This window comes from Brevibacillus laterosporus (genome assembly GCA_007833815.1).
In the GTDB taxonomy this organism is placed as follows: Bacteria; Bacillota; Bacilli; order Brevibacillales; family Brevibacillaceae; genus Brevibacillus_B; species Brevibacillus_B laterosporus_D.
Genome location: CP033464.1, coordinates 4,230,846 through 4,247,125, shown reverse-complemented (window position 1 = coordinate 4,247,125; position 16,280 = coordinate 4,230,846). Strand labels below are relative to the sequence as shown.

At 40.3% G+C, this 16,280-nt stretch carries 13 protein-coding genes; 8 read left to right on the top strand and 5 right to left on the bottom strand.

Annotation, left to right across the window (positions count from 1 at the left end; translation table 11 throughout):
- Positions 1-84 precede the first annotated feature (84 nt).
- Entirely contained in the window at positions 85-2,973 is a 2,889-nt protein-coding gene (gene dacB, locus EEL30_20575; protein QDX94467.1) for a D-alanyl-D-alanine carboxypeptidase/D-alanyl-D-alanine-endopeptidase, read from the top strand.
- Between the two features lie 23 nt (positions 2,974-2,996).
- Here dacB and EEL30_20570 read toward each other — a convergent pair whose 3' ends face one another.
- Positions 2,997-3,986: a spore coat protein gene (locus EEL30_20570; protein QDX94466.1), complete on the bottom strand. Its 990-nt coding sequence runs from the start codon at positions 3,984-3,986 to the stop codon at positions 2,997-2,999.
- Between the two features lie 170 nt (positions 3,987-4,156).
- Here EEL30_20570 and EEL30_20565 point away from each other — a divergent pair, with 170 nt between their 5' ends.
- The 3 genes from EEL30_20565 (at position 4,157) to EEL30_20555 (ending at position 7,098) form a co-directional block, all read left to right on the top strand.
- On the top strand, positions 4,157-4,942 hold the full coding sequence (locus EEL30_20565) for an alpha/beta hydrolase (GenBank protein ID QDX94465.1): 786 nt from the start codon (positions 4,157-4,159) through the stop codon (positions 4,940-4,942).
- A gap of 150 nt (positions 4,943-5,092) precedes the next feature.
- Complete coding sequence (locus EEL30_20560; GenBank protein QDX94464.1) at positions 5,093-5,641, top strand: cysteine hydrolase; 549 nt, start codon at positions 5,093-5,095, stop codon at positions 5,639-5,641.
- Between the two features lie 14 nt (positions 5,642-5,655).
- Positions 5,656-7,098, top strand: a complete 1,443-nt coding sequence (locus EEL30_20555; protein QDX94463.1) for a nicotinate phosphoribosyltransferase — start codon at positions 5,656-5,658, stop codon at positions 7,096-7,098.
- Positions 7,099-7,173: 75 nt separating this feature from the next.
- Here EEL30_20555 and EEL30_20550 read toward each other — a convergent pair whose 3' ends face one another.
- Entirely contained in the window at positions 7,174-9,024 is a 1,851-nt protein-coding gene (locus EEL30_20550) for a HAMP domain-containing protein (protein ID QDX94462.1), read from the bottom strand.
- A gap of 22 nt (positions 9,025-9,046) precedes the next feature.
- Entirely contained in the window at positions 9,047-10,045 is a 999-nt protein-coding gene (locus tag EEL30_20545) for a BMP family ABC transporter substrate-binding protein (GenBank protein QDX94461.1), read from the bottom strand.
- 334 nt (positions 10,046-10,379) lie between these two features.
- Here EEL30_20545 and EEL30_20540 point away from each other — a divergent pair, with 334 nt between their 5' ends.
- A complete protein-coding gene (locus EEL30_20540; GenBank protein QDX94460.1) occupies positions 10,380-12,077 on the top strand; it encodes a M3 family oligoendopeptidase in 1,698 nt (565 codons plus the stop codon).
- A gap of 132 nt (positions 12,078-12,209) precedes the next feature.
- Here EEL30_20540 and EEL30_20535 read toward each other — a convergent pair whose 3' ends face one another.
- A complete protein-coding gene (locus tag EEL30_20535) occupies positions 12,210-12,518 on the bottom strand; it encodes a hypothetical protein (protein QDX94459.1) in 309 nt (102 codons plus the stop codon).
- Positions 12,519-12,536: 18 nt separating this feature from the next.
- Positions 12,537-13,241: a sprT domain-containing protein gene (locus EEL30_20530; protein ID QDX95838.1), complete on the bottom strand. Its 705-nt coding sequence runs from the start codon at positions 13,239-13,241 to the stop codon at positions 12,537-12,539.
- A 190-nt stretch (positions 13,242-13,431) separates the two neighbouring features.
- Here EEL30_20530 and EEL30_20525 point away from each other — a divergent pair, with 190 nt between their 5' ends.
- The 3 genes from EEL30_20525 (at position 13,432) to EEL30_20515 (ending at position 16,220) form a co-directional block, all read left to right on the top strand.
- Complete coding sequence (locus tag EEL30_20525; GenBank protein ID QDX94458.1) at positions 13,432-13,836, top strand: DUF2203 family protein; 405 nt, start codon at positions 13,432-13,434, stop codon at positions 13,834-13,836.
- A gap of 259 nt (positions 13,837-14,095) precedes the next feature.
- A complete protein-coding gene (locus tag EEL30_20520; GenBank protein ID QDX94457.1) occupies positions 14,096-15,163 on the top strand; it encodes a PAS domain S-box protein in 1,068 nt (355 codons plus the stop codon).
- A gap of 118 nt (positions 15,164-15,281) precedes the next feature.
- Positions 15,282-16,220, top strand: coding sequence for an LD-carboxypeptidase (locus EEL30_20515; protein QDX94456.1), 939 nt, complete (start codon positions 15,282-15,284; stop codon positions 16,218-16,220).
- Positions 16,221-16,280: the final 60 nt, after the last annotated feature.

The following is a 16,280-nucleotide window of genomic DNA, read 5'->3' as shown; positions in this document are numbered from 1 at the left end:
AACTTCAGCTTAGGTGTCGGTTTCTTAATAGCATGCATGGCTTGGCTTGGCTTTGTTTACTCTATTAGAAGAAGGAGGAAAGCAATGAAGGGGAAAAACAGTCTTACGCTACGCTGTCTTCTTATAGTGGTGCTTCTCATGCAGATGGTATTCGCACCTGTTACCGCATTGGCAAGCAAAATAGAAGTAAGCATGGTTGGCCGTCAGATCGATTCGTTGCTTGAAAAGCTTTCGCGAGACGAATTAAGTAAAGGGATGTATGCTGGTATCTCTATATACAATCTAAGTAAAGATGCCGTTTTATATCAGCATGAGGCAGATAAGAGTTTTATCCCGGCATCTAATATGAAGTTGTTCATTGTTGCAGCTACTTTAGAAGAATTAGGGGCTGATTATCAGTTTAAAACAGAAGTATATTCAGATGGAAAAGTGAGTCAAAATGGAGTACTTCAGGGTAATCTGGTTCTAAAAGGCTATGGTGATCCTACTTTGCAACCAAAAGACCTTCAAAAAATAGCTACTGAATTAAAACAAAAAGGAATTACGAGCATTCAGGGACAGGTGTATGTGGATGAAAGTTATTTCGATGACACTCGTCTGGGACCAGCTTGGATGTGGGACGATGAAGTTTATGCTTATAGCGCACAAATCAGCGGATTGTCCCTACATAAAAATAGCATGGAGGCAGTGATCACACCTGCAAAAGAAGTGGGTAAACCAGCTACTGTTACCATAACACCCATAAATGAGTACGTAAGGGTCATCTCCACTGTCAGTACGACTGATAGCAAGGAAAGTGAGATCACTGTTGAACGTACAATCGGGCATAATCAATTGGTTGTAAAGGGTACTATTGGTAAAGATGCTATTCCCTATGGAGAAGACGTTACTATGGAAGATCCTTCACTTTTCGCCGGGGATGTGTTCCAGTCTATCTTACAGTCAGAAGGGATTACGCTCGTAGAGAAAAAATCTGTTCAAAAAACAAGCTTGCTCAAAGGAACGCCTTTAGTGACTCATTATTCGCGTCCTTTATTGGAGATCATTCTGGAATTAAATAAAGATAGTGATAATTTTTATGCAGAGATGTTAACCAAGACTATGGGTGTTGTAAAAAAAGGAGAAGGTAGTTGGAATGCTGGGACACAGGCAATCACTGAGGTGTTACGAGAGGCTAAGTTTCCAGGTAAATATCAGCAGGTAGATGGCTCTGGATTGTCGCGTCTTGATTTGATTACACCAAATCAGATGATGGCTCTCCTCCGCTATGTGCAAAAGAAAGAGTATCGAGATGCATTTGAAGCTAGTTTGCCGATTGCAGGCGTGGATGGGACATTAAAAAGCCGTATGAAAGAGACAAAAGCGGCAAATAATCTGATGGCTAAAACAGGCTCCATGGGCGGTGTAAACAGCTTGTCAGGCTATGTAATAGCTACTAACGGTGATAAACTAGCTTTCTCCATCATGATTAACGGAATTTATAAGTCAAAGTTCGCTACTCAATTACAGGATGCTATTGGGACCGCACTTGCCAATTATCCTATGGTACCGGAAACACCTAGTCAAACACCTGCTCCTCCGATCTATGAATTAAGTGCGTTGCTTGACCCGTTGTGGGAAGATCCAGCTCTAGCCAATATGCACGGTAGTATGATTGTGACTTCTTTAGATCGAACAGGGATAGAAGCGACTTTGTATGCACATCAGGCTGATCGTTGGCTAACGCCAGGTACAATTATCAAGGAACTGACCAGCATTGGTGCGCTATTGACGCTAGGGGAGAATTATTCTTTTAAAACAGAAGTACTTTTTTCAAAACCTGCCAATGCTAGTGGCGTGGTGGAGGGAGATGTCATTTTAAAGGGATATGGAGATCCCACTCTACGTGCGGACCATCAAAATGATGACGAGGGGCAAGGCCCTACATTGGAACAATTAGTTGGTTTTCTAACAGATAAAGGGATCAAACAGGTGAACGGTAATATTCTCGTAGATCAGAGCTATTTTGACCATCAATTGGTAGGATTAGGCTGGACGTGGGATGCTGAGAAGCAGCTAGCTAAAGTTAGTGCACTCACAAGTGAAGCTGGAAAAGTAAAGCTTCATTATAAGCCCGGCCTGAAAAAAGGGGATCCCGTTATCTTTGATATGTGGCCAAAAACAAGTTATGTAGCAATATTTCAAGATGCAACTACAGTAAGTAAGGGAGCAGAGAATACTTTTCTCATGAAGAAGGATCGGGCTAAAAATGTTTTGCATATGGTTGGAGGGTTGCCAATAGGAATGAAAGAACAGCAGGAACTTATCTCGGTAGAGGAACCAGCTATTTATTCAGGGGTACTATTTTTGCAAAAAATGCAGGATATGGGCATAAGGCTGGCGCCTACTAGTAAAGTACTTTTAGGTGCAGTGCCAGTAGAATCGGTCAAGATTGGAGAAGTGCAATCCGTACCGCTTCAGGATATATTAGTCTGGCAAAATAAAAACGATGATCATTTGTTTGCAGAAATGATTAATAAAGCGATAGGGGCAAGGAAAACAAGTAAAGGCACTACCGAAGCCGGGATAGCGGCTACCCAGGATATTCTTAAAAGCTGGGGGGTGAATACGAACTATGATATGCTGGATGCGTCAGGGGTAACCCGATATAATCTTCTTTCAGCCCGACAACTAAACGATGCTTTAGTTAGATTAGCCGGGCAAGCTGAATATCCTGCGTTTTACAATTCTCTGTCCATTGCTGGTGTCGATGGAACACTAAAAGACAGGCTAAAACGCACAGATGCTCAAGGGAATTTGCGGGCTTTGAGCAGCCAATCACAAGGTGTGTCTAGTATCACTGGTTATGTTACCACTAAAGGGAACGAGCGTCTCGCTGTCACTTTGATCTTAAACGGCTATACGAACTCCCGAGAGGAAATTAGCCGCTGGGAGGATAAAGTGATGGAATTGTTGGCTTCTTATCAGGATTAAAATGATATGTCTGTAAGCCAAGCTCAGCAATAGAGCTTGGCTTTTCGGCACATGTAAAGTGTTTTTTTCCATTCATACGTAACAAATTGAGCGACTTCTTTGGTATTCATTTTATGATACAGTCGTTTACGTATAAATCGTTCAAATATGTGAGGGAAGGAGAGGTCAATATACAGAAGCCCAAGTTCTTGCTCCTGTAGTGGATTTTCCTGTTGATATGCTTGCAAAAAAGCTTTGAAGCGTGATTTACAAAACGACTTATGTTTACGCATGATCATAAAGTGCATACGAGAAATATCCTTGGAAACAAAATCATGGCAAACGTGTTCCCAGTCGATGAGATAATGTGTGGCTTTGTGCAACAAGGTGTTACGTGGGTGATAATCTCCATGACATAAATAATGTTGATTATCTGGATATGATTTCCATTGGTGGTAAAAGGGATAAGCTAGTAAGGTTTTATAAGCCCACTCTGCACGTGCTATAAATCGTTTGCAGTAACGCACAATCCATTTGATTTTAAGTGAGTGAGAGCGATGATGCCTTCTATACCACTGCTTGATGCGTTTTATATCCGCTTGATATTTGTTTTCCCAGTCCAAGGCTCCCATGGCTCGACAGCCAACTGGGGGAGAAAATTCTAAGGAGCGTTGGTGAAAACGACCGATGAGTGAGCCTAGTTTTAGAATATTTTGCTGAGAACGAGCAGTAGGACTCTTTCCTTTAATCCATTCTTGTAAAATGTAGCTTTTCTTTTCAAATACAAAATAAGGTTTTCCGCTTACTGTTGGATATTCGCGCGGTATTAGAACTTTTTTTTTGTGCAGATGCTGTTGAGTAGCTCGAATGTAATGCATTCGGCTTTTCTGCTCTTTTTTCCCCTTCAAAAGATAAATTCCTTGATCGGTTATGATTTTACTGACATGTACAGATGGGATACGACTCAAATTTTTACTGGAGCGAATAGTCAACCCATACTGCTCTTTCACTTTTTTTGCAAGGTACTTGTTCATGAGAATGTTCACATCCTCTAAATCGTTATCTTTCAGTTTATGATATACGAACAGTTGTGTACCTGTACTACTGGATTCCGTTAATCCAAGCCTCAAAAATCATCATTGTGTCAAATGCTTGCTAGTTTGGGTAAGAATAAACAGAATAACGGATAAGGAGGGGTGGCAACATGCAAAAACAGTTTGCTGACATTCATGGAAAAAGAATCGCCTATCATAAACAAGGAGAGGGACCTGTTGTTGTATTACTGCATGGTTTCTGTGGTAGCTTGCTTTATTGGGAGGCTGTAATGAACCAATTAGCGGAGCGATATACTGTTATTGCACCTGATCTTCGTGGACATGGGGATAGCTGGTCGCCAGTTGGAACCTACACCATGGAGAGCTTTGCTAATGATTTGCGCGATTTATTACATCATTTACATGTTGATCGTATTTCTTTGTTTGGCCATTCGTTAGGAGGTTACATTAGTCTAGCGTTTGCCAGTCGTTATCAGATTTGGTTAGATCATTTGGGCCTTATTCACTCGACATCTTTGCCTGATGACGAACAAGGGAAGCTAAATCGGGCTACTGGTATAAAGACGATTGAGGAGCAAGGGATTATACCATTTGTTGATCAATTAATTCCCAAACTATGTGCGCCTGGATTTTTGAGCCAGAACCCGAAATGGGAAGAGGAGATAAAACAAATGGGCTACGAAACAACCCCCGAGGGAGCTATACACTCCTTAGCAGGGATGAAGGATCGTCCTGATCGAACCTCTGTTATCGAGGAATTATCTTGTCCGATTCTGCTGATGGCAGGCAGTGAAGATAAAGTGATACCACTTCAAAAAACGTTTCTTGTACATAGGGAGAATGTAACAACCGTATTGCTTGAGGGAGCAGGTCATATGGGGATGATCGAAACTCCACAACAATGGTTGACAGCGGTAACCTCCTTTCTGGAATAATCGAAAAAATAGAGTAGCCAATTGATGCCCGTTCAAACGGGCTATTTTCTTGGTTTGACAACGGTATGTCCTCATCATACAATGTTGCATATGAATGCAAAGCGGCACACATTTACATGGAGAGCCGCCTTCGGGAAGGAGATGTGGCTGATGAACCGCGCACTACTTGTTATTGATTATACGGTTGATTTTGTCGCTGACGAGGGAGCACTAACATGTGGGGCTCCTGGACAAGCTATTGAGGATCGTATTGTTTCGCTATTAGAAGAGTTTCTGCAAACCGGGGATGAGATTATTATGGCTGTTGATCTTCATGAGGAGAACGACCCTGACCATCCTGAGACAAAATTATATCCTCCTCATAACATTCGGGGGACACATGGACGCGATCTTTATGGGAGCGTTCAGACGGTTTATGAACAAAATAATGAACGCATTATCTGGATGGATAAAACCAGATATAGTTCTTTTGCAGGAACCGATTTGGACATTCGTCTGCGGACAAAAGGTATTACGGAAATTCATCTGACTGGCGTATGTACAGATATTTGTGTACTTCATACGGCTGTTGATGCGTACAATCGTGGATTTCAAGTGGTTATTCATGAGGATGCCGTGCAAAGCTTCTCTGCTACAGGGCATGAATGGGCCTTGCAACACTTCAAGAATGCGATGGGTGCCACCGTCGTGTCAAAATAAAGGAGCTGCCAGCTGTGAACTATGAGAATTTGACGTTACATACGGACAAATATCAGATCAACATGATGTATGCTCATTGGAAAAATGGTACTCACAATCAAATTCGTGTCTTTGAGGCTTATTTCCGGAAGTTGCCTTTTGGAAATGGCTTTGCTGTGTTTGCCGGCTTACAAAGGGTCATTGAATATATTGACAGTCTACACTTTACAAAACAAGAGCTGGAGTACTTGGCGGAGCAGGAAGAAAATTATGAACCTGCCTTCTTAGAAGAATTAGCGGGATTGCGTTTTACGGGTCAACTTCGTTGTATGGCAGAAGGTACCATTATTTTTCCAAATGAACCATTGTTACAGGTAGAAGCTCGCGTCTTTGAAGCGCAATTAATTGAAACAGCAATCCTAAACTTTATAAACTATCAGATTCTGATCGCAACAAAAGCGGCACGCATTCGTCTGATTGCACCAAACGAGACATTGTTAGAGTTTGGTACCAGACGAGCACAGGAAGCAGATGCAGCTGTATGGGGAGCACGTGCAGCTTATTTAGCGGGATTTGATGCCACGTCTAACATGCGGGCTGGTATGCTGTTTAAAATCCCTACAAAGGGTACACACGCCCATTCTTGGGTACAGGACCATGCTACGGAAGAAGAAGCGTTTGAGAAATTTGCTAGGGCGCTTCCTGACAATGTGGTTTTACTTGTTGATACATATGATACGTTAAAAAGCGGAGTACCGAATGCCATCAAGGTGGGAGAGAAGCTACGCAAAGAAGGCAAGCGTTTAAAAGGCATTCGATTGGATAGTGGCGATATTGCTTATCTATCGAGGAAAGCTCGCAAAATGCTGGACGATGCTGGATTCCCGGAAGTTGGTATTATTGCATCCAACGATTTGGATGAGGGTGTGATTTTTAACTTGAAAATGCAGGGCGCGCAGATTGATACCTGGGGTGTTGGAACTAAGCTGATTACGGCGGAGGATAATCCGGCATTAGGCGGGGTTTACAAAGTGGTAGCAAAGAAAGAGGATAACCACTACATTCCTACGATTAAAATCTCGGGTAATCCGGAAAAAATTACCACACCAGGCAACAAGCGCGTTTATCGAGTAATCAACAAGGATACAGGCAAGGCAGAAGGGGATTATATTGCGATGGCTGAAGAGCAAGTGCATGGTCTGCCACGAATCATGTTATTTGATCCAGTTCACGTTTATCTCCATAAATTCGTGGAGAACTACGAGGCAATCGAGTTGCTACAAACGATCTATACGGATGGAGTTTTGGTGTATGAGTCACCGTCTCTGGAAGAAACAAAAGAATACCATAAGGGACAGTATCAAATGTTCTGGGATGAGTATCTACGCAAATTAAATCCAGAGAGATATCCAGTAGATTTAAGCCAATTGGTATGGGATACCAAAATGAATCTCATTTCGCAGTATAAGCAAAAGTAAAATAGAAAAACAAAAGGGGCATTCGACTATTCGAATACCCCTTTTATTTATTGTAAGGTGTTGTTTTATGTGTTTTTATGATCTGGTCTGATCCTTCAGCTTTTTTTGCTGGTTGGGGAGATCAATGGTAATGGTAGTACCTTTGCCTAATTCGCTCTCAATTTGCATTTCACCGCCATGATTGCTCACAAGACGCATCGTAATAGGTAGACCTAGACCTGTTCCCCCTTCTTTCTCAGAGAAGAAAGGATCCATTACACGAGATAGATACTCGGCAGGAATACCGTTTCCGGTATCAATAATGCGAATACGTACGCCTAATTTCGTTTCTGTACAAACGACTTTTAGTTGTCCACCTTGAGGCATTGCCTCCATGCTGTTTTTCATTAGATTTAACAGGATTTGCTTCATTTGCTCCTGATCAACATAAAGTGAGATGGTTGAGGGACAAATAAATTTCATCTCAATTCCATGCAGAAGAGCTTCCCCCTTTGTTAGGGTGAAGATTGAGTTCAATAGCTCCAAGGCAGGAATTTCACGATTAATAGGTGTCGAAGGTTTAGACAAAAGTAACATTTCTGTAACGATTTTGTTCACACGTTCAATCTCTTGTAGCACTAATGCTAGATGGTATTGTTTACGCTCTTCCTTAGTTAACTTTTGTTGTAAAAGTTGAATAAATCCATAGATTACCGTCAGAGGGTTACGAATTTCGTGGGCGGCGCCAGCAGCTAATTGTCCCACTAAGGCTAGTTTTTCCGATTGGTGAATATACTGTTGTACCTGTTCTTGTTCGGTAATATCTGACAAAACAACCATCCATCCCATATTTCCTTGATCATTATCGCGTAGGGGGACATAGGAAACTAACCCAAGAAAAGGGGAGTTATTTTTGTGTAATAGCTCCATTTTTTTATTTTCAAACCAAACCGAATCACAGTCAATGTCTGGATCATCTTTCGTCACCCAGACTTGTGGTGTCACTGTGCGAGGATAGGACTCTTCATCTAACTGCACCAATTCTAAGGCTTTGCGATTAATATAGACTTCACCAGTAACAAAATGACGGGTAATAATCCCTACAGGCAAGGAATCAAGAATTTGTTCCCGCACATATTTTTCTTGGGCCAACGTTTGATTTTGCCGCTCTCCTTGTTGAAAGAGAATAGAAATATTGCGAGACATTTTGTTACATTCCTGTGCTAATTCAAAAAATTCATCGCGTACACTGTAAGTAATTTGTTGCCCGAATGTTCCGTGTGAAACCTCCCGTACTTGTCTAAGTAGCGAGCGAATAGGACGCATCAGTTCTTTTCGGAAATAGAGTGTACAAAATAAGCCGAACAAGATGGATGCTACAGAAATTGTATATGTAATAATCAGTGAAAATTTTAGTCTCTTGCTACTGTTTAGCACTTCTTCTGATGTTTTCGCTTCAATCGTTCGTAAAGACAAACTGACAAATTTCTCTAAATAAGCGATCTTAGGGTCTACTTCTGTTGTCAAGACGAAGGTAACAGCATCTACGTTGTTTGCCTTGAGTAATGGATCTACCTTATTAAGAAAAATAAGATCTAACTCGTGAATAAGGTCGATAATTCGGAAAAATTCTTTGTTTTCTTCATTTCGTTTCAACATAGTAAACGTATCGCGTAACTCGAACACCGTATAGTATTTTTCTAGATAGTTCGGTTCCTGAGTGGATACATACATCTGTAGGGCAAACATCTTCGTGTACAATTGATTTTTCAGTTCTAGTAAAGCATTGGTTTGCGGAACAACCTTTTGCGTTAAATGAGATTCCTCAGAGGTTACCTTGGTAATTTGATAACTGTTCAGGATTGCAACGGAGCCAATGAGAAGCATCATCACAAAGTAACTTAACATCATTTTCATCTGAAATCCCATGTTGCGAAAAGGGGACACAAAAATCCCTCCTAAGCCATTATCAATGGGCATTGGCTCGTTTTAGTTTTTCAATGGTACGATTCATCTCCAGTTGGACAGAAATAGGGACCATTTTCCCATAAGGACCTAAACAGTTGACATTTTCATTAAGTCCATATAGCACAGTACCACTCTGAAGCCTTTCTTGGAGATATTGTTCAATGAGGGTCGTATAAATTTGTTGTACGTCCTGCACCAAACTAGAAATCACGTGATTAGGAGCTAAGAAACGCTGGTCACTAATATAACCGATAGCAAGTACATTTCGCTTTTGCACCTCATTAATTACTTGTAAATTAATACTATCTCCCGCAGAGTAAATCACATCAGCATTGTGCTCATTCATCAAGTTGCGAGCGGCTTTGACTGCGGCTTCTGTATCATTGTAATCTGGAATAAATGTGACTAAAGCTTTTACGGATGGATCTGTTTCCATAACGCCACGTTTCAATCCATTAGCAAGTGGCTTATCATTTGGCATATCCGCAACGATAAAACCGACCGTTTTTGTTTTGGACATCAAGGTAGCCAGTTTACCGATCATATAACCAGCTGGTTCCATATCAAATTGAATGGCCGTCTGATTTGGATAAGTGGCTGTTCCATTAAGTGTAACAAAACGTGTTTTTGGATAATTTACAGCTACTTCTGTAAAGGGATCTGAGAAAACAATTCCATGACCCAAAATTAAATCATAACCTGACTCCGCTAGATGGGTCGCCACTTTATTAATCTTATTTCTATCCACTTCTCGTACGATCTCTAGATCAAAATGGTATTTGTCTTGCAGCTTATACATGGTCTGCAATGCTGCACTATTCCAAGCTTGATCGTAAGTAGGACCTTCTAGAATCAAAGCAATTTGATGTTCCGCTACACTTTTTCGTGTGAACTCTTGGATTTGTTTCATATTTAGTAGAAATTGAAAGGTTAGGAGCAAAAGTAACCAGATTACCAAAGCTCCAATAATGTAGACGAAACCCTTGGATTGTTCGGTCACTTCTTTTCCTCCTATAGGTGACATATCCAAAATTGAACATTAGTTCTCATTGCAAGATTCGACAAATAATAACAATATCCTGCTTGGTTTAATCATACATATTAATAACATAAAAGATGTTTTTTTGAAATAAGTAAATTTAGTCCTTTTCAAGTATAAATTGTAAGAAAAAACGAGAGATAGGTCAAATGATATAAATATAGCAGGAAAATAGACATATTGAAAAGTTTTTCTTTAATGGTACTGGTTATCTTGAAGCCATTCTTAATAAAAAAGCAGGAGTTTTCTGTTCTAAAACGAATCTAAGAATAGAGAGAAGGGGGAGATAGCACGTATGTTAAAATTTAAGGATTTTCCGTATGAACGAATTAGTATGTCACAAATGAAAGGTGAATTTACTGAACAATTAAATAATTTCACAGAAACGAGTAGCTATGAACAAGAAGAAGCAGCCATAACCGCCATTCTTGCCCTGCAACGTAAGTTTCTTACAGCATGGAGCACTGCAAGCAACCGGTTTTCAATTAATACGGAAGATGAATTTTATCAGGCAGAACAGGAATTTTACGATGAGCAGGTTCCATACTTTGATGAGTGGAAGAACGAGTATTATCGTTCTATTTTACATTCGCGTCACAGAGAAAATCATGAGGAAAAGTGGGGAAAGGTTTATTTTGCATTGGCAGAAAAGCAAATGAGCACCTTCTCTCCAGATATTTTGCATGATCTACAGGAGGAGAACAAATATTGCAGTGAATATGTAAAATTAATAGCAAGTGCCAAGGTTGAATTTGACGGTCAGGAAATATCCTTGCCACAGCTAGGTCCTTATCAACAATCGACTGATCGAGATACCCGTAAAAAAGCCATGGAAACGAAATATCAATATTTAAAAGATCATGAAGAAGAACTAGATCAAATTTTCGACAAGCTTGTCCAGATTAGAACGACCATTGCCCACAAATTAGGGTTTCCTTCTTTTGTGGAGTTAGGTTATGCTCGTATGCAAAGAATTGATTATAACAAAGAGATGGTTAACGTATTTCGTGAACAAGTGAAAGAGCAGATTGTTCCGGCCGTGAATCGTCTCAAAGAACGCCAACGCCAACATATCGGTGTATCTACTCTTACTTATTATGATGATCCTTTGTTATTTCCTACTGGGAATCCAGTTCCAAAGGGTGATCCAGAGTGGATTTTAGAAAACGGAAAAAAGATGTATGAAGAGCTATCACCTGAGACGAACGAATTTTTCAAAATGATGCTAGATAGAGGTTTATTTGATGTATATAGTAGAAAAGGCAAAGTGACAGGTGGCTACTGCGATTATTTTCAGGAGCAACAAGTTCCATTTATCCTTGCCAACTTCAATGGTACTTCTCACGATGTTATAGTACTTACACATGAGGTTGGTCATGCCTTCCAAGCTTACACAAGCAGACATATTCCTATGCCAGAATGCATTTTCCCAACTAGTGAATCAGCTGAGATTCACTCCATGAGCATGGAATTTTTAACATGGCCATGGATGGCGCTCTTTTTTAAAGAAGACGCGGAGAAATTTAAATATGAGCATGTACATGATAGCCTCTCTTCTATTCTCTACATTTGTATGGTGGACGAATTTCAGCATTTTGTTTACGAGAATCACACAGCAAGTGTAGAGGAGCGTAAACAGGCGTGGCGGCAGTTGGAACGAAAGTACCGCCCTTATTATAACTTTGAAGAGAATGATTATTTAGAGCGAGGTAACTACTGGCATCAACAACGCCATATCTTCAGGTTCCCATTCTATTATATTGACTACGGTCTTGCTCAAATTTGTGCCTTCCAGTTTTGGCAATTAGCTAATAAAGACCGGGAACATGCATGGGAAAATTACTTGCGCATTTGTGAGGTAGGGGGTAGCAAAAGCTTTACAGAGATAGTGGAGCTGGCGGAGTTGCGCTCTCCGTTTAAGGAAGGTTGTCTGGATTCAGTGGTTAAGGACATCGTAGACTGGTTAGAACAAGCGGATTATGAAAATATGTAGGAATATCAATAGATAGATAGGGCGTACGCAACAAGGTATACGTACGCCCTACGATCTCTTATCTTTGAACGTTTAACTCCTACTTAATAAGTAACTCAATAGCTTTAGTTGACTCCTATACTGATCATTCTACTAGTTTTTTTGTTTGGGAATTCGTTCCATTTCCTGACTTACCACATAAGCGAGGTCGTCATTTTCATACATGGTTAATACAGCAATCAGGGTCTCATTATCAATGTCTCCAGCTTCTTCTTTGGAAACGGTTAGTTCCATTACCTGATTGAGCAATGGATTTTGACTCTGATGAGGATATGCCCTCTGATAGAGCTCATGTGGGTCGAGCTTGTGATTCACGCACCATTGTGCGAAGACAAGAATCATCATATGTTCATCTTGCTGGTATTGACGGATGATCTGTTCCTCTATTTCTTTACGACTCATTTTCTTACTCCTTTACGATTACACTTCTACTTGGACAATTCGTCCATCAGGCAAACGGATGATATACTCTTTAAATACGAGATCTGCTTTACAACATGGACTTTTATCCTTTTTTCGCGGTTTTTTCAAAACCTCAGCCTTAGCGCTACACACGGAACAGTATGTCTGATACCCTTCCAACATTTTAACCGCGAACAGCGGAGCACCTATTCGTCTACATTCTGCTACGAACTCTGGTGCCCCATCTGCAAAGGGCTTTTTTTGCAAGCATAGGTGGTAATGGGCGAGTTCATGCTTTAAAGTAGCTATGACATGCTGGGCACCAAATTGGGTGTATTGCCACAGGCTTTGTACAATTTTAATGGGCTTTTGGTGTGTTCGCTCAAATATAAATCGTCCTGCAGCATCCTTTACCGATTTATCCCATTCAATAGGAACTTTACATGGGCGACCAAAATACTGAAGGCTTAGTTTATTGCCAATCTGATACAATTCCTCTGAAGATGAGGTGTCAATACGCCAAATGACATGCTCTTGAAAGCTAGTAGAAGATGATAAAGACTGTTGTTTCTCTTTTGTGAACCGTTTGATTTGTTGAATCAACTCGTAGACGTCCTGATAGGAAAGTTTCTCTAGCATTAGTTCGCGTGTTGGATCCACAACAAATAAATGTGCGTACAAATATTTTAACATGAGGGCGGTTGGTTTTTGTTTACTATTCATATCTCTATTGTAGCGAGAGAAAAACAAAGATGGCAAGAAAAAATAGCTACCACAAGAAGCTAGGGAATTACAGTTTTCTGGATTACATTTGAAGACGTTTTCATGTAAAATATTAGAAGAAAAATGAATAATTTGATAAGTCTGTTGTTACTTATAATGTAGATTATAGCGTAGAAGGGAGAACGTCTGCATGAGTAAAAAATACTTTAGTCTAGAAGAAGCGAATGAATATGTCCCGTTTCTGGAAAAAGAGCTCCTTTTTTTACGAGATCAAAAGCGTGAAATTTCAGAGAAATATCATCGCCTACAAATTGTTAAAAGTCATGTTGACCATATTGGGTTTCATGAGTATGCCGATCATGAGGTTTTCGAATTAGAATGTCAGTTGGAATTTTTGCATATGGAGTATACAATGCATGCTAAAGCGATTGAAATGCATGGCATGCAAGTTAAAGAGGTAGAACTTGGGTTAGTAGATTTTCCAGCTATTTTAGACGGAGTAGAGGTATATCTCTGTTGGAAGTTGGGAGAGGGGAGTGTTTCTCATTATCATGGAATGGAAGAAGGATATCTAGGTAGAAGAAAAATTTCGTAATTTCTACATGGTTTTCTCTTCCCCTATGAAACAAAAAAATTCCAATAATATGTACAAGGGATGAGCTTGAGGAATATGCTTGTCCCTTTGTTTCCTATAGCTTTGGATCGCTGTTCTTTTTCAAATACACAGAGACTAGTAATCTTTTTTTGCAGTTTGATGAAGGCTGGTTGCAAGAAAATATGTAAGAAGGGTCGAATGTAAGAGGAAGATGTTTTTTGGTAGACAATAAAGGAACCGAAAGCTGGAGAGGGAAAACATGCAGACTGAGTTGGCCACGTTTTCATTTCTGATGAACCAAGTAAAAGACATTATCTTCTTGATAAAAGTAACAGCAGAACATCAATTAGTTGTATTGCAAGTAAATGAAGCCTTTTTGGAAGCTACTGGTTATGAGTACCATGAAGTTGTTGGGAAAAAAGTACACGCATTCCTCAAGGAAGAATCAATGCTGTTTTCTGTAGATAAATGTAAGGAAGCCATCCAACAACAATCCACAGTCGAATATGAAGAGAGCTTGAATGCTCCGCTGGGTACATATACGTACGAAGTTGCCCTACACCCCATTAAGCAAGCAAGCTCAACTCAGTTTGTGGTAGGGATTGTGCGTAACATCACAGAACGGAAATTGGTTGAAGAAAGACTGTGCAAGTCCGAGAAGCTATGGGTAGTAAGTCAACTTTCTGCTGCGATTGCTCACGAGTTACGTAATCCTTTAACTTCCTTAAAAGGTTTTCTTAAATTAATGCAAAAGCAAACTGAAAATAAGGATGAGAGGATAAAGAAATACTTACAGATCATGTCGGGAGAATTTGAGCGAATTGAACAGATTGTGGATGGGTTTATGCAGTTGTCTTTGCCTGAACCAATAAAAAGTGAATGTATGTCCCTTCCATGTCTTCTGGAGGAAGCCATTCAACTATTTTATGAAGAAAATCAAAGACTAATTTCAGATATTCAGATTGATTTTCATTTCTATGGAGAAATCCCTTTGGTTTGTTGCGATCGTGATTTGATGAAGCGGGTAGTAGTTCACTTGCTCATGAACGCTGCAGAGTCGATGCCTGATGGAGGAGATATTTTTCTGACGTTGTATGTAAACGAGTTAGAGGTATGCATAGCGGTGGTTGATGAAGGTATCGGAATTGAAGAGGAACGTTTACATCGGTTAGGAGAACCTTTTTATTCAACGAAAGAAAAAGGAACAGGCTTGGGACTCACTATGTGCTATCAAGTCGTTAAACAACATCAAGGAAGAATTATGATCCATAGTCAGGAAAACGAGGGAACAATTGTCACGATTGCCCTTCCTATCGGTCCATTTTAAATTTGACTTAAAAAAATCTAAGCTAGTTTTTTTAGGGATGAGAAGAATAGCTTGGTACAGCCGAGAAGCATATAAATGGTCTATGGGCAATGACATGACAACAAGGAGGAGACGTTACATGAATAAAGGACGCACATTGCGAGCTGGAGATTGTGTGGGGTTAACAGCTCCAGCAAGTCCGATAGAAGGGGGGCGCTTAGAGATAGCAATACAAGCGGTAGAAGCAATGGGCTTACGTGTAAAGGTAGGACCTAGTAGCTATCGATCCTTTGGTGGGTATCTGAGTGATACACCAGAAAATAGGGTGTGTGAACTGGAAGCAATGTTTTGCGATCCAGATGTGAATGCGATTTGGTGCCTGCGTGGAGGATATGGTACACCACAACTTTTAGATCTAATAGACTACTCCATTATCGTGAAGAACCCAAAGTTATTTATTGGCTATAGTGACATTACAGCACTGCATACAGCTTTTATGCAAGAAGCTTGCTTAGCGACACTACATGGACCGATGGCAGCCGTAGAACCAATTAATGGTTTTGATCCTCTATCAAAAGAGTATATGGAAAGAGTATTATTTCGTACAGAGCCATTGGGAGAGATCGTGAATCCATTGAATGAAGCAATTCATTGCCTCGTGCCTGGTGAAGCATCTGGTATTATTGTTGGAGGTAATCTAAGCTTGATTTGTACAACGTTAGGGACAGCATATGAGCTTGATACAACCGATAAAATTTTGTTTTTGGAAGATGTAGGCGAGGAGCCGTATCAAGTGGATCGTATGCTAACTCAGCTAGCTTTGGCAGGAAAATTCTCTGATGCAAATGCTATCGTATTAGGGTCATGGGAGGCTTGTTTACCAAAAGAGGGGAAAGAGAGCTTTACAGTGGAGGAAATCATAGAACGAATTATTGTTCCCTTTCAAAAACCTACTTTAGCCAATATACAAATTGGTCACGATCCCACCAATCTCCCCTTGCCATTAGGTGTCAGAGGAACGGTCATCGCTCATGCGGGAATACTGCGAGTGGAAGAAAGTCTTACGAAGGAATCATGATTGTGAAGAATTTAGCTATGATATGTTGAGAGGATGGGTTATAATACGGAAGGCGTCTCT

Coding starts and splice junctions, on each gene's coding strand:
- EEL30_20535 (QDX94459.1), bottom strand. CDS start 12,518: ATGAGTCGTAAAGAAATAGAGGAACAGATCATCCGTCAATACCAGCAA.
- EEL30_20520 (QDX94457.1), top strand. CDS start 14,096: ATGCAGACTGAGTTGGCCACGTTTTCATTTCTGATGAACCAAGTAAAA.
- EEL30_20530 (QDX95838.1), bottom strand. CDS start 13,241: ATGAATAGTAAACAAAAACCAACCGCCCTCATGTTAAAATATTTGTAC.
- EEL30_20515 (QDX94456.1), top strand. CDS start 15,282: ATGAATAAAGGACGCACATTGCGAGCTGGAGATTGTGTGGGGTTAACA.
- EEL30_20565 (QDX94465.1), top strand. CDS start 4,157: ATGCAAAAACAGTTTGCTGACATTCATGGAAAAAGAATCGCCTATCAT.
- EEL30_20570 (QDX94466.1), bottom strand. CDS start 3,986: ATGAACAAGTACCTTGCAAAAAAAGTGAAAGAGCAGTATGGGTTGACT.
- EEL30_20540 (QDX94460.1), top strand. CDS start 10,380: ATGTTAAAATTTAAGGATTTTCCGTATGAACGAATTAGTATGTCACAA.
- EEL30_20525 (QDX94458.1), top strand. CDS start 13,432: ATGAGTAAAAAATACTTTAGTCTAGAAGAAGCGAATGAATATGTCCCG.
- EEL30_20560 (QDX94464.1), top strand. CDS start 5,093: ATGAACCGCGCACTACTTGTTATTGATTATACGGTTGATTTTGTCGCT.
- dacB (QDX94467.1), top strand. CDS start 85: ATGAAGGGGAAAAACAGTCTTACGCTACGCTGTCTTCTTATAGTGGTG.